This window comes from Verrucomicrobiaceae bacterium, from assembly GCA_016713035.1.
GTDB lineage: Bacteria > Verrucomicrobiota > Verrucomicrobiia > Verrucomicrobiales > Verrucomicrobiaceae > Prosthecobacter.
Genome location: JADJPW010000011.1, coordinates 85062 through 99519, shown reverse-complemented (window position 1 = coordinate 99519; position 14458 = coordinate 85062). Strand labels below are relative to the sequence as shown.

At 59.8% G+C, this 14458-nt stretch carries 11 protein-coding genes; 3 read left to right on the top strand and 8 right to left on the bottom strand.

What is annotated here, in order from left to right; all coding sequences use genetic code 11:
• The first annotated feature begins 40 nt into the window (after nt 1–40).
• The 3 genes from IPK32_23735 to IPK32_23725 all read left to right on the top strand — a co-directional run bounded on the left by IPK32_23735 (nt 41) and on the right by IPK32_23725 (nt 2128).
• On the top strand, nt 41–583 hold the full coding sequence (locus IPK32_23735; GenBank protein ID MBK8094896.1) for a hypothetical protein: 543 nt from the start codon (nt 41–43) through the stop codon (nt 581–583).
• Between the two features lie 31 nt (nt 584–614).
• Complete coding sequence (locus tag IPK32_23730; GenBank protein ID MBK8094895.1) at nt 615–1355, top strand: TlyA family RNA methyltransferase; 741 nt, start codon at nt 615–617, stop codon at nt 1353–1355.
• Between the two features lie 350 nt (nt 1356–1705).
• The gene (locus IPK32_23725) at nt 1706–2128 is read left to right on the top strand and encodes a prepilin-type N-terminal cleavage/methylation domain-containing protein (GenBank protein ID MBK8094894.1); all 423 of its coding nucleotides are present in this window, start codon (nt 1706–1708) and stop codon (nt 2126–2128) included.
• A 137-nt stretch (nt 2129–2265) separates the two neighbouring features.
• Here the strand turns inward: IPK32_23725 and IPK32_23720 are convergent, their stop codons facing one another.
• The 8 genes from IPK32_23720 to IPK32_23685 all read right to left on the bottom strand — a co-directional run bounded on the left by IPK32_23720 (nt 2266) and on the right by IPK32_23685 (nt 14394).
• A complete protein-coding gene (locus IPK32_23720) occupies nt 2266–2832 on the bottom strand; it encodes a hypothetical protein (protein MBK8094893.1) in 567 nt (188 codons plus the stop codon).
• 209 nt (nt 2833–3041) lie between these two features.
• Nucleotides 3042–3593: a hypothetical protein gene (locus IPK32_23715; protein MBK8094892.1), complete on the bottom strand. Its 552-nt coding sequence runs from the start codon at nt 3591–3593 to the stop codon at nt 3042–3044.
• A 42-nt stretch (nt 3594–3635) separates the two neighbouring features.
• Nucleotides 3636–8231, bottom strand: coding sequence for a DUF4175 family protein (locus IPK32_23710; protein ID MBK8094891.1), 4596 nt, complete (start codon nt 8229–8231; stop codon nt 3636–3638).
• A gap of 236 nt (nt 8232–8467) precedes the next feature.
• On the bottom strand, nt 8468–9370 hold the full coding sequence (locus tag IPK32_23705) for a hypothetical protein (GenBank protein ID MBK8094890.1): 903 nt from the start codon (nt 9368–9370) through the stop codon (nt 8468–8470).
• 149 nt (nt 9371–9519) lie between these two features.
• The gene (locus tag IPK32_23700) at nt 9520–10113 is read right to left on the bottom strand and encodes a hypothetical protein (GenBank protein MBK8094889.1); all 594 of its coding nucleotides are present in this window, start codon (nt 10111–10113) and stop codon (nt 9520–9522) included.
• Between the two features lie 86 nt (nt 10114–10199).
• The gene (locus IPK32_23695) at nt 10200–11771 is read right to left on the bottom strand and encodes a sulfatase (GenBank protein ID MBK8094888.1); all 1572 of its coding nucleotides are present in this window, start codon (nt 11769–11771) and stop codon (nt 10200–10202) included.
• 162 nt (nt 11772–11933) lie between these two features.
• A complete protein-coding gene (locus IPK32_23690; protein MBK8094887.1) occupies nt 11934–12950 on the bottom strand; it encodes an HD domain-containing protein in 1017 nt (338 codons plus the stop codon).
• Between the two features lie 34 nt (nt 12951–12984).
• A complete protein-coding gene (locus IPK32_23685) occupies nt 12985–14394 on the bottom strand; it encodes a DUF1501 domain-containing protein (protein ID MBK8094886.1) in 1410 nt (469 codons plus the stop codon).
• Between the last annotated feature and the right edge of the window lie 64 nt (nt 14395–14458).

The following is a 14458-nucleotide window of genomic DNA, read 5'->3' as shown; positions in this document are numbered from 1 at the left end:
CCTTGCCAGCGGCAAAAAAGCGACCTAGCATCCCACCAACATGAAAATGACTCATTTCGCTCTCGCCCTGATGGCTCTGCTCGTCTGCATCACTGGCTACCTAGCCTGGGAGGGCAATTTGGCCGCCAAAGGCCAACGCGAAGAACTCGAATACCAGCGCAAAAAGATCGCCGCGCTAGAAGCAGCCTATCCAAAGCGTGCCAGCAGCTTCGAGCCCGTGAGCAATGACCGCGTGACAGAGCCCGCCCCACCACCCCAGCTACCGGGGACCCCCGCCGTGCCCACCGCCCCCGCCCAGCTCACTGCGCTGCAAAAACAAGTCCTCGGCATGGCCGTCGTCGCCCGCATCACCACCGTGGAGCTCGAAAAAGGCTTTGTGATCATCAATGCCGGGAAAAATAAAAAACTCACCCAAGGCCAAGCCTTCGACATCCGCCGTGGAGATGGCGTCATCGGGCGCGTGCTCATCAGCGATGTCATCGAGGAAGCGGAAGCCGTAGCGGACATCGACGTGAAGCGGAATCTCCCCGGCGTCACCCTTGAAGCCGGCGATGAGCTCATCCTGCCGGTCACCAAACCCTGAGCGCAGCCCCGCCTTTCTCAGACCCCATCTCATGCCCAGGGAGCGACTCGATTTAGCCATGCTGCGCCTGGGGCTCGTCCCCTCACGTGAGCAGGCCAAAAGGCTCATTCTCGCGGGCGAAGTGCGCATCGGCGACCGCCGCATCACCCAGCCCGGCTGGGAAGTCCGTGAGGGCGAGCAAATCATCCTCCGCCAACCTCCCAAATTCGTCTCACGCGGCGGATTGAAGCTCGAAGGTGCCCTGGAGGCCTTCCAAATCGACGTCACGGGCTTCACCGCGCTAGACGTCGGCGCCTCCACTGGTGGCTTTACCGACTGCCTCCTCCAGCGCGGTGCGAAAAAAGTCTTCGCCTTCGATGTCGGCACCAACCAGCTCGTCTGGAAGCTCCGCAGCGACCCCCGCGTCATCAGCCGGGAAAAAACCAACGTCCGCCACCTCCAGCCCGCCGATGTCGGTGAGGAGGTGGACATCCTCGTAGCGGACGTCTCCTTTATTTCCCTCACACTCGTATTACCCGCAGCACTGAGTGTCCTGAGGCCCGGTGGGCAAGCCGTGGTGCTCGTAAAACCCCAATTTGAGCTCTCCCGCGAGGAGGTCGGCAAAGGCGGCATCGTCCGCGAGCCAGCCCTTCACCAAAAAGCCTGCGACAAGATCGAGACCTTTGTCCGCTCCATTCCCGAGCTCGAATGGCGCGGCATCGTCGAGTCCAGTCTCCAGGGCACCGATGGAAACAGAGAATACCTCGCTTGGTTCCAAAAGAAGATCGACTGAGGGCCGAGGTGGGCCATGCGGGCGGTCAAAACGCTCGAACCAAAAAGTGAACAATTCCATTTCAGGAGCTCCTGGAACTCTCGCCGCGGTATCACGATCCATAAAAATCGTAAGTTACACTAGATGTGAGAACTTGGAATCAGCGCTCTAGAGATCACCTCATATCTAGTAATTAGATTATTCACACTCCAAAGGCCAAAAGTTAAGAGTTATTTATTTTACACTTTACGTTTTTATCAGCATTGAGAGCAATATGTGATAAAAAATGAAATTTTGATAACAAAACTCTTGCAAGTGCAGTTTAATTATCATAATCTAGCGGCACACACGAGAAAACAATGAAAACAGCCATCCACTCCCATCGCACTAACCTTCAGAAGGGCTTCAGCCTCTTCGAAATGCTCATGGTAGTCGCTTTCATTGGCATCTTAGCCTCCATCGCCGTCCCCATGATGAGCACGGATGATGGATTCTATGCCGCACGCGATCGTCGCAATGCCCAGGAACTCGTCTCCACGAGTGTGATGGCGCAGGCTGCTGGACTCGACTTCGTCCGTGGAGACAGTCTAGAAGACATTTTACGAGCCGTCAGCCGTGGTGGCGTGGTCACCCGTGGATCGCTCAAAGGACGCAGCTTTTCAGTCCCAGGACTGAGCGAGGAAGACATCAAAGGTGCCGCCAAGTATGTGAGCCTTAATAATGGTGCTCTCCAGTATTCTTACGCTGGCCAGACCTCCGTGGCCGCCACGGTCAGCTACCGGATGGAGCAATAAGCTCCGTCTCTCTCCCACTTTCGCCGCCCCGTCTGGAGATCTTCTGGCTGTTGACTCCAGGCGGGGTAAGGCGAATCACCAGAAACGGAGAGAATGTGATCAGGTAAGGATCATTGTAGCCTCGCGTCAGCAAAATTTCACCAATCCGCATCCACCTCGAACTCATCCGGCACCTTCACTCGGTCCGTTTTGAAGCGTTGGATCGAGCGAACCATCGCTGGGGAGGTGTGTTGCTCGAACCAGGAGGCGGAGCACCACGGGTAGTCCGTCGCGACACGGGCGAGTCCGTGATGCACAGCGTTTTGATGTGTGTAGTTCAGCCTGGCGAAATAGGAGGTCGGGTGGGTAAGCTGTGTTTCGCGGAAATTGTGCCACACATTGCGGTCAGGTGTGCCGTCGAGGCGGTTCACCCAGCCTCCAAGCTTGGAATGCAGCACGCTAAGCATGTCCGGCAAAGTCTTCGCCGAAGCAGGCGACTTCGCGACAAAGTGGTAGTGATTGGAGAACACCGCCCAAGCCTCCAAATCCCAGCCATAACTCGCAGCCACGGTCAGCAATCCACGCTGCAAAACCTCCAACCGTTTTGCCCCGCGAAAGTGATGTGCTTTGAGGTGCGTCGCTGCCGTCACGAAATAGGTCCCTCGCTCAGTGAGACGGTGCGGCGGCGCATGCGGCCAATGGATGACGGGCGGTGTCTCCAGCATGCCGCACAGGTGCAAGGTACACGCGTTTTGGCAAATCACGCCTCAAGGAAATGGCATGCCGCAACGAAGGGTGACTGAACCTACTTCTTCGCCTTCTGAGCGATGGCTTTGTAGTAGCTTTCGATGGCGGCGCGGTATTCGGGGGCGGCTTCGGTGAGGTCGTCGGCCATTTATGGAGGAGGCATGGCTCACGAAGATATGCCTGCGGTTCAGTCCGGATTCACACGCCCGTCAATTTTGTCTTTGGCACCACCTATGTAGCCTTCATCGCGGCTGAGGAATTTAAAGAACCAGTTTTCCATGGTTCCCGAACCATTCTTTTCACCCGTGACTTCCACAATGCCATCTACGCCGACTTTCCAAACGATAGGTTTTTTGTCGGAGCCGAGCTGTCGAGTGCCTGACCCGTCACGCTTAAAGTCAAATTTCGTTCCGAGGCCAGTTTTCCAAGTACGTCCGGCAAAAAAACGTTCGACTGATTTTTCGGGCGATGCTGGCGTTCCTGCGGTGTCTTTAATCACTCGGCCAGTCAGCCGTTCGATTTCCTCTTTGACTTCAATAGCCTCGGCCAGTTTCCCAGCTTTGGTATGCTTTTCCAACAAGCGGAGCAGCTCCTTCTCATAGGTGGCGTTGATTGGTTCCAATGCACGCTTGGTCGCGTCTTGGTAGGATTGCTTCAAACGACCCAGTTCAACATCAGCGGACATCAGGGGCGTTGCACCGAAGACAAAAGGCAGGAGCAGAAAAGGGATGTGTTTCATGGCAGTTAAAGACTACCAAGTGAGCTGCCGACTTGGCAACTTCTACTTCTTCGCCTTCTGGGCGATGGCTTTGTAGTAGCTTTCGATGGCGGCGCGGTATTCGGGGGCGGCTTCGCTGCGGGTGGCTTCGGTGAGGTCATCGGCCATTTTTTGAGGCAAATGGCCCCAATCGCCGGGGACGAGGACGGTGATGGTGCCGAGCTCGCCTTCGGCCTTCACGAGCTGGCTCTTGTTGCCGCCTTCGTTGCTTTGAGCGCCGTTTTGCTGACTCTGCTGCTGGTTCTGAGCCATCTGCTGCGGGCTGGGTTGTTGGCCGGGGGTTTGGCCGCTGTTGCGGGAGTCGGCCATTTGTTGCTGCTGGGCTTGTTGGGCTTGGTTGAGGGAGTTTTGGGCTTGTTGGCCTTGTTGCTGGCCGGGTTGGCCCTGCTGGCCTTGTTGCGGCTGACCGCTGGCGCTTTGCGCGGCGGGGTGGAGTTGGGCGTCGATTTGGTCGAGGGCTTGGGCGAGCATTTGGCCCTGCATTTGGGCGAGGGGGCTGGTGAAAAGGGGCGGCGCGGTTTTGCTGTTGGTGGCTTCGGCGGCTTTGGCGGCCTGGGCGGCGTTCGCCTGGGCTTGCTGGGCGGCTTGGGGATTGGCCTGGGGCGTGGCTTGGGTGGCTTGGGCTTGTTTGCCGGCGGCTTCGAGGGCTTGGGCGGCTTCGGCGGTGGTTTGGGCGGCGGGTTTGTCGCCGAGGCGGTCCTGATGGCGGGCGACGCGTTTGAGGTCGTTCGCGGCTTCGAGGGTGGCCATGCCGGTGCTGCTGAGCTGCTGGCTTTCTTTGGCGACGGCGGCTTCGCTTTGCTGGGCGGTGTCTTTGGCGAGGGTGGCGAGGGCTTTCTGCATGGCGGGGTTTTTCGGCAGCTCTTTTTCAAGGGCGGCTAATACGGCCTGCGGGTTCTCTTTGGCGTTTTGAGCCATTTCGGCGAGTTCCTGTGCTCGCTGGTAGGATTCGTCGAGGGGCTCTTGGACGCCGAGTTCCTGCTCCATGCCGGCCATGGCGGCCTGCTCAGCTTCGGTGAGCTGCTGGCCGTCTTCGAGCTTCTGCATGTTCTGAGCGAGCTGGTTCAGGGCCTGCGCGGCTTGCTGCTGGGCATCGGCGGCTTGCTGCAAATTTTGGGCCTGGGGTTGGCTTTGGGTGGCCTGGGCGGCTTGTTTGAGGTTCTGGGCAATTTGAGGGGTGTTTTTCTGCATTTGGGCCAGGGCGACATCGGCGGCGCGGGCCATCTGCATTTCGGGTTTTTGCGTCAAATCGGCGGCGTTGGCTTCCTGACGGAGGGCAGCCTGCAAAGCGGCCATTTTCTCGGTGTTTTCGGCATTTTCGGCCTTCAAGGCCTGCGCCTTCTCCGCGACGGCGGCGACGGGTTTTTCGGCTTTGGCTTCGTTGGCGGCGTTTTGGGTCTGCTCCTGCGTTTTCTTCAAATCGGCGGCGACCTTCTTCATCATGTCGCTGACCTCGGGGGTGAGAATGGCGAGATCGGCGCGGGCAGCGGTGGTTTGCGGTTCGATGAGGGCGGCGAGCTCGTTGGCCTTCATCTGGGCCTGGGCGGTGGCTTGCTGAGCGGGGTCTTGATTGAGCTGCTGGTTCGGCTGGGCCTGGGCGGCTTGATTGGCGAGGTTTTTGTTTTGCTCGGCAGCGTTCTTGGCGGTGTTTTTGGCTTCTTCGCTGAGCTGGCGGAGTTGGTTGGCGGCCTGGGGATTTTGTTTGGTCAGCTCGGCGGCAATGGTGGTGCGGCTGAGCTGGTTTTGAGCCTCAGCGAGGGTTTCGGCGGCGGATTTGGCCAGGGCGGCGGTTTGCGGGAGGTCCTGTTTATTCGCAGGCTGCATGGCGGCCTGCTGGGCGCTGGCGAGGGCCTGGGCGGCTTCTTGGATGGCGGCGTCGGCCTCAAGGGTGCGGGCGATTTGGGCGAGCTTTTCGGTCTGCGCTTTGGCGGTGGCGATCTCTTCGGGCGTGGCGGCTTTTTTGGCGTTCTGGGCGAGTTCGTCGATGGCGCGGGAGGCGCGGTTGGTGTCGAGCGCGGCCTGGGTGTTGGTGAGCTGGTTTTGCTCGCGGAGTTCGGCTTGGTCCTGGAGTTGTTTGGAGGCTTCGGCGAGTTTCTGCTGAGCACGCTCGGCGGGGGTGATGCCGTCTTTTTCCTGCTTCTGCTTTTTATCGGGCTTTTTCGCAGCGGATTCGGCCTCGGCGAGGGCTTGGCGGGCTTCGGTCAAGGCGACGAGGGCGGGGTTGTCCTGACGCATGAGCTGCTCGCGGCGCTGCTCGGCTTCTTTGGTGGCTGCTTCGGCGATCTGGCGCGTGGCGTCGGCGGTTTGTTGAAGGCGATTGCGGAGGTTATCGCTAGCGCCGTAGAGGTGCTCGGGGCTTTTGGTTTGATCCGGCTTGTCGAGCGAGGCGTTGAGATCGGTGGCGGTTTCGGTGAGCTGTTTGTCGAGGGTTTTGAGCTGACCGGCGTGACGCTGGCGGCTGGTTTCGTCGAGGGTGATGAGGTCTTTTTTGAGGGCCTCGGTCTGGGCGATCATGGCCCGCTGCTGCTCCTGCCACTGCGGGCGCTGATTGGCGTCGCGGTTGGCGGGCAAGGCGTTTTCGGTGAGGAGTTTGGCCTGGCGCTGGAGCTGCTGGGATTCCTGGGCGGCGATCTTGGCGGTGTCTTCATTGGCGAAGGCCTTGGCAGCGCTGGCGATGGCATCGGCGTCGGCATCGGCCACGCGGGAGGCTTTTTTGAGGGCGTCGAGCTGTTCGGTGTCGCCTTTTTCGAGGGCGGCCATTTTGGGCAAAGCCTCACGGCGGAGCTGGGCGAGCTTTTCGCCGAGGAGCTGGGCCTCAGCGGCATCGAGCTGATTCGGGGCGTTTTTGGCGGCTTCTTTGAGGTCGGTCCAGAGCTGCTCAGACTGCTCTTTGACCTGCTCCAGTTCGCTCTGCGCCTTGGCGAGGGCGGTGTCGGCATTTGCAGGATCTTTTTTCTCCTGCTTGCGGACTTGGTCGAGGGATTTGGTGAGCTCGCGGGTTTGCTTGGCGAGGGAATCGGCCCGCTGCGCAAGGCGTCGCTGGTTTTCGGCCCAGTCACGCTGACGCGGATCAATGGTCTGCTCCAGAAGGATGACGCGGACGGTCTGGGACTCGGCTTTCTGGCCTTTGAGGTCGGTGGCGATGAGTTTCAAGAGCACGGCATCGCCCGCTTTGACACCGAGGGGGGCGAGCGGGAGGAGATGGGTGACTTGAGCTTCTTTGGTGGCTTTGGTGATGACGAGCGGGGTCTCGGTCCATTTGGTGCCGTTGATGGCGTGAGAGAGGGAGACGGCGGCGAGGCCCACGTCGTCGGTGGCGAGGCCGGTGAGGCGCACGGCTTCATCCGGGAGGAGCTCGATCTGCTGCGCGGGCTCGGAGATCTGCGCGGTGGGCGGGAGGTCGGGGATGCTGGTGATGCGCCAGGGGGTGGTTTCTTCGTTGGTGAAGCCGGTTTCATCAGCTTTCAAAAGAACCAACCATGATTGGTTTTCCGTTTTCACTTCGATTGAAGCAGCAGCGTGGCTTGCGTAATTCTCGTTGAATACAGTCAGGGGGTAGACAGCCTTGTTTGAGGTTTCCGCATTCAATACGAGTTGGGCCTCGGATAAGTAGTCGTTGGCTTCCAACACCACTTTGACGGTGGAGCCTTCGAGGGCCTCCAGGTCGCCCTGGTCCTCTGTGAGCTTCGTTTCGGGCAAACCGGTGTATTTGGGCGGGACGATGGTTTTTTCGAAGCTGACGATGCGTGGCCGTGCGCGGGCGGAAAGCGTGTGCCAGGGCGTGATGGCATCCTCGGCGTGGACGCGGTATTGGATGTCGTTTTGACCGACGGGGACGAGTCCGTCGAAGCGGTTGCTGCCAAAGGCGGTGAGCTCGATTTTGCGCGGGCGGCTGCCATCGGTGAGGATTTCCAACGTGGCGGTCGCGGCCTTGGCACCTTCGGTTTCGATGATGAGGGGCACCTCGCTGCCGATGGGGGCGAGCGTGGAGGCGGGTGCTGGCTCGACGATGGTGATTTTGAGCGAGGCGGGGCGCTCGAAGTTGGCAAAAGGTACGGCCGCCCGGACGAGGAAGCCGGGGAGGTGCAGGCCGGGGATGAAGCACAGGCCGCCGACGACTGCGGCGGTGCCGAGTGCGGCGAGGAACCAGGGCCGCAGTGAGCGACCAGGCAGGCGCTTGTCCCAATCGACGCCTTCGACGGCGGTGGCGACATCGTCTTGGAGCTTTTGGCGGAATTCGGCGCTGTCTTTGACCTCGCCAGAGGCGGAAAGCTCCACGGCGGCGAGGATTCGCTCGCGGAGAGCGGGCTCAGCCGTTTCGATGAGCTTGGCGGCACCTTCTTGGCCTTTTGCCTGCGAGATGAAGCGCAGGGCGACTTTCCACGCAGCGAATGCAGCTCCAGCGTAGGCGGCGAGGGTGAAATAGGGCCGTATGGCATCCGGCATGAACCACGCACGGTCGAGCAAGGCGATGACGGTGAATGCCGCGAGTGCGATGGCGATGGCGCAAAGGATGCCGCGAGTGCGGAGCAGCTCAGCACGGCGAGCGCGGAAGGCATCGAGCGAGGCGAGCGTGGCGGGGCGGAGGGAGAGATTCATGGAGGAAAGGCCTGCGCGGGGAGATGGGGACTGAAAGCTGAGAGCTGAAAAATCGGGAATGGGGCGTCAGGGAACGCGGAGGAGATAGGTGTTCTCTCCGTTTGGAGGAAAGGAAAAGCGAGGACTATGGGAGGACTCTTCCCTTGCGATGAAACAGTCTCAAAAAAACACCCCCGGCCAGCAGAGCTGACCGGGGGCGGTTCCAACCATGGAATCAGACTAACCGAGAGAGTGAATTAGAAGGCGAGGGAGAGCTTGGCGCCCCAGAAGACTTCGTTGTGGGTGGTGAAGTTCAGAGCGGAGCGGGTGTCAAAGCTGTGATTCCAGGCCACGTAGGGCGTGAAGGTCGCAATTTTGGTGAGCTTCATCGGAGCACTGATGGAGGCCAGCAGGTGGGTGAAGCCCGAGCGGGGTGCATTGGCGAGCGGGAGGCCGACGTTGTTGGTCAGGGCGGAGCCATTGCCAGTGTAGTAGTCGATGCCATAACCGGTCTGGACGGCAGGGACGATGCTGAGCCAGTCATTGACGGCCCATGTGTAGTCCGCACCGAGCTGGAAGTAGGAGCCACCGACGCGGAAGTCGTAGTAGTAGCCGCCGTAGAGGTTCGCAGCACCGAGCGGGACAGCGACGGTGAATCCGACCTCACCAGCACCTTTGATGCCGAATTCTGGGTCCGTGCCGCCATTGGCACCACCGGGGGGGAAGGAGCCCGAATAGGTATCTGGATAGAAGTAGTGGAGGTACTGCACGCCGAACTTGGCCCAGCCGGCGTTGTAGTTGAGGGAGGCGAGGGCATCGATCTCGGAATAGTCAAAGCCGCTGCTGTTCTTCGGATTGCCGAAGGGGGTCTGCACGGTGGAGATGTAGGTGGCACCGAGGCCGAGGGAGAGCTTCTCTGTGAGAGGCACGCTGAGGTTCAGCGAGGACCAGACGATGTTATCGGCAAACCAGAGGCCACGGTAGTAGTAGCGGCTGTCATAACCGGCATCGAGCGTGGCTCCGATGCTGTCAAAGAGCGCGGAGGGAGCTGGTTCGACGGGAGCAACGGGGTTTTTCGGAGCCGGGGCGGGGGCGGTGCCTGCTAGCGCTGTGGATGCGGCACTGAGGGCGAGTAGCGTGGTGAGGCGGAGGAGCTTCATGCGTGGAGGTGTGTGTTTGAGTTGAGTTGAGTTGAGGTTTTGCCCACCCGAAGCCGGGTAGTTGAACGACCACTCCTCTCAGCACGGCCCGTGCCAGCTTTTCTGCCGAGTTAGAAAAAATCCATCCGCAGGAGTCCTGCGGCTCCTTTTCACGGTCTGCCGAGCATACGCTTCAGCTCATCCTCGGAATACGTCTTCTCCCCAGCGCCGCTGCCGGTGGGGCGATTCTCGATGATCTTGGGCCACTTACCCCTGCTCATGCTCCGCGTCAGTGCTGGATCAGTCTCGAATACCTGGTTGCCTTCGCTGGCCATGTTCTTGTTTTCACGGGACATCATGGTGGCATTGCGGTTCAGGGATGTATCGAAGGCCTTATCCCCGATCTGGCTGGATTTCCCCGCCTGACTAAAGGCATCGTTGCCATAAGGGGAGGAGCCCAATCCTGCGGCGTAGTTCACCTTATGCCACTTCATCCCGCCTGCTTGGCGATTCCCGCTGAAGCTGCCGTAGCTGTGCATCTGCTTCTGGTAATGCGAGCCGATGTTCCGATCCCCACCGCTCGTCATCATCTTCTCATACCGGCTGCGCTTTTCGATGCTTGGCATGTCGAGCCGCTGTTGCAGAGTTCGTTCTGAATCTGGTTTGGAGCTTTTCTTTTTCTTCTTCGGTTCACCAAAGCCGCCGCACGAGCACAAAGCCACCGCGCAGAGGCAGAGGGCGAGCACTGGAAGTCGTTTCATCATGGTTGATCAGGCGTGAGGGAGCGTGGCGTGTGAGTGTCCCTCAATCGCCACGCAGTTCAAACAAAGAAACAGACTCTCTGCGGTGCTCAATTCTTCGCTTTCTTGCCTTTGCCCTTCTTTTTCGGCTGCTCAGGGGGCTGAGGCTCGCCATCGAAGGCCTTGTTGCCATGGGTGAAACGTGGTGGCGGCATGGTTTCGCCGAGTTCCTTCTGGAGGCGCAGGATTTCGGCCTTGAGCTCCTTCACAGTGTCTGCGTATTCGGGGTCATTGTAGAAGCTCTTGGTCTCCAGCGGGTCCTTTTTGCGATCCAGCAGCTCCCAGTCGTCCACGTCCGGCTTGTAGTAATGGATGAGCTTGTAGCGATCTGTGATCACGCCGTAGTGCGGGCGCACGCGGTGCGGCACGGGATACTCGTAGTAGTGGTAGTAGTGCGATTTTCGCCAATCGGCAGGCGTTTTACCTTTCATGATCGGCACGAGGCTGCGGCCATGCACGCCCTCCATCGGCGGAGCCTGCGCGATGTCGAGAAAGGTGCTGGCGAGATCGACGAGGCTAGTGAGCTGCGAGTTGCTGCTGCCGGCTGGGATGACACCGGGCCAGCGGGCGATGAACGGCGTGCGCACGGACTCCTCAAAGATCCAGCGCTTATCGAACCAGCCATGCTCACCGAGATAGAAACCCTGATCGCTGCTGAGCATGACGACGGTGTTCTTGGTGAGATCGTTTTTATCGAGGTAATCGAGCACACGGCCCACGTTTTCATCCACCGCCTTCACGCAGGCGAGGTAGTCGTGCATGTAGCGCTGGTAGCGCCATTTGACCAAATTACGGCCCGTGGGCGCTGCGGCGGCGTATTTAGCGTTTCGTGGCTCGTAGTAGTCATTCCAGGCTTTCTTCTGTTCCTCGTTCAGATTGCCAGGCACGACGAGTTTCGCGTCGCGCTCGGTAAAGGTGCGGTCGATGCCCATGTCGTGATCGCTCACCGCTTTGCTACGGCCGCTGTAGGCATCGAAAAGCGTCTCCGGCTCATCATAGACACGATCCTTGTCAAAACCGAGCAGGCGCAGCGGCGGCTCCCACTCGCGGTGCGGAGCCTTGTGCTGGCACATCATCATGAAGGGTTTTGTTTTGTCGCGGGAGTCCAGCCATTTCAAAGTGAGGTCGCCGATGATGTCGGTGCAGTAGCCTTCATACTTCACCGGTTTGCCATTTTCGATCATCGGTGGGTTGTAGTAGGCACCTTGGCCAGGGAGGACGTTCCAGTAGTCATAGCCCACGGGATCGGTCATGAGATGCCATTTACCGATCACGGCCATTTGGTAGCCGCTTTTCTGCATGACCTTCGGGAAGGTGGGCTGAGAGCTATCGAACTTGCTATTGCTGTTGTTGTAGAAGCCGTTGGCGTGCGAGTACTTGCCGGTCTGGATCACGGCACGCATGGGGCCGCAGATGGAATTCGTCACGAGGCAGCGGTCAAAGCGCATGCCTTCTTTGGCGAGGCGGTCCATGTTTGGCGTATCGAGCAGCTTCCGCTTGTCGCCATAGGAGCTGATGGCCTGGAGCGCGAGATCGTCGCAGAAGATGAAGACGATGTTGGGCCGCTCTGCGGCACGAAGGGCGACCGCAAAGGTGAGGAAGGCGAAAAGAAGACGAATCATGACTGGGAGGGCGTGTGAACGCTCATTCAGCCGGATTCTTCGTCATGCTGCTAGCAAAAAGTCAGCCGCTTCGGTGCACTCATGCTGGAGTAACTACCTCCACCTGTTCGGTGGGTGGTGATTCGGCCAGCCCACTCACCACCTTCAGCGGAGCGACGATGTTCACGGGCCAGGGCTGGAATTTTTCGATGATGCCCGGCGCGAGTTCTTTGCCTGTCTCATACGCTTTGCGGAACATCTCCAGCTTCGCGTCAATGTTATCGACGTGATGCAGCGCGATGGCTTCTGGCGTCTTCGGTAGCACGGGGAGCCAAATTGCAGCTCACCGTGATGCGCGGCGATGAGGTGCAGCAGGTGTAGCCGCGTCGTATCGGCGCTGGGCTCCAGATGTGTCCACTCGGCGGCTTCTGGGCGCTCCATGACATCTCGCCACATTTTGTTCACCAGCTCCATGCCCAGCGGGATGTGGCTCAAGAGCTCCGCTGTGAGATTATGCGGCTGGGTGAAGCTATTTTCCGCATGCGCATTCTCCCAGAGTTTGCCGCAATCATGAAACAACACGCCTGCGATCAGCAAATCGCGGTTCAGGGCTGGATACACGCCACAGATGGCCACCGCGCAGCGCATCATCTGCGCCACATGCTCCACTAGGCCGCCACGGCGTGCGTGGTGGTTGCGCCGGGCCGCTGCGGTGCGCTGGAAGCGCTCGCCATGCTTTTCTAGAAACAGCACGCAGAGTGTGTGCAGCCGTGGATCGCGGATTTCACCGGTGAAGCGCCGAATGTCGGCGTAGTCGGCCCTTTGTTGCACGGCGAGGTCTGGATCACCCAGCAGCAGCGTGGAGCGCTCTGGTTCACTCAGATGCCGCAGACGTGGCTGCTTGGGCTCCAGGCCGTATTTTCCAGTGTCGATCCACTGCGCCGCTAGCTCGATGAAGTCGCCGCGCTTCAGCGAGCCGGCATCGAGAAAGAGCGGATTGTTATCAAACACACGCCACAGCAGTGAATCGCCCGCATCGGCCAGTCGGATCTCCAAAAACGGTGCGCCACCTGCCGTGGTCCGCTGCGAGTGCTGCTCCACCTGCACATGGATGCGGTAAGGCTGCGCTTGGGATGAGGCGACTTGCTTGAGCTGCGGGATCGTCAGCAGATCGAGATCGGCGGCGGTGGTTTCGGACATGTGGCAGAGCGTAGCGGGCCTTTGGGCGCTGTCATCAGGCCAGAATCTCCCGCACCACATTCCCATGCACATCCGTGAGGCGGAAATCGCGGCCCAGGTGCCGCCAAGTCAGCTTTTCATGATCCAAACCGAGCTGGTGCAGGATCGTGGCATGCAGATCATGCAGATGGACTTTGCCCGACACGGGTCGAAAACCGAAATCGTCCGTCTCGCCATGCGTGATGCCTGGCTTGATGCCGCCACCGGCCATCCAGGCACAAAAACTCTCCGGCTGGTGCTCGCGCCCGTGTTTGTCGATGGGTGATTTCCCACTGAGATCCTGACTCCACGGTGTGCGGCCGAATTCACCGCTCCAGACCACGAGTGTGTCCTCCAGCAGGCCGCGAGACTTCAGGTCTTTGATCAGCGCAGCACAGGGGCGATCCGTTGCCATGCACATGTTCGGCAGTTTGCTCGCGATCCAGTCATGGTGATCCCAGCCGCTCATGGTGACTTGGACAAAGCGCACCCCGGCCTCGCTGAGTCGCCGCGCGAGCAGGCAGGCGCGGGCATTCGGATCGACACCTTTTTCGCCCACACCGTAGAGTTTTTTGGTCGCTTCCGACTCGCCGGAGAGATCCATGAGCTCCGGCGTGGCTGTTTGCATGCGAAAGGCCGTCTCTAGGCTCTCGATCATGCCCTCCATGCGTGCATCGCCGCCGCTTTGCGCCAGGAGGCGGCGATTCATGCGCTGGGTGAAGTCGAGCCTCGTCCTTTGCGCCTTCGCATCACCAGTGATGTCCGCGAGGTAGTCGATGGGCGGCTCTTTGTCGTTCTTTGGGATGACGACTTTCGTGCCCTGATGAGCAGCGGGCAAAAACGAGGAGCTGTACAGCCGCGTATCGCTATCTGGCAGGATGGTGATGAAGCTGGGCAGATTCGCACTTTCAGAACCGAGCCCGTAGCTGATCCATGAGCCCACGGAGGGCCGCGCCTCGGTGGTGTAGCCGGTGTGAAACTGGAGCGCGGCAGGCTGGTGCTGATTATTGTCCGCATGCACCGCGCGGAGCATGCAGATCTCATCCGCGATGCTGGCCGTATGCGGCAGCAAGTCGCTGATCATCAGGCCGCTCTGTCCGCGCGGCCTCACGGTGCCCTGTGTGGCCAGGGCCAGGAATTTATCCGTGCCGACTCGCAGCTCATTGGTATTGATCGGCGCATGGATGGTCTGGCCGTGCATGCGCCGGATGTAGTCCTTTGGATCAAACAAATCCGGCTGGGATGGCCCGCCGGACATGAAGAGAAAGATGACCCGCTTCGCCCGCGCCGGCAGCTGCGGCTCCCGCGCTGCGAGTGGCCCACCCGCCGCATGCAGAGCGTGGTGGCACGCCAGCGCACCGAATCCCGCCGCGCTACGGCGCAGCCAGTCACGGCGGGAGAGTGGCATGGCGGTGGACTTTTTCATGTCTTTAAAGCGTGTATTACGAGTCGGTTCATTCAGCAGGCTGTGAGAAGGTGTGCAGAGTCAT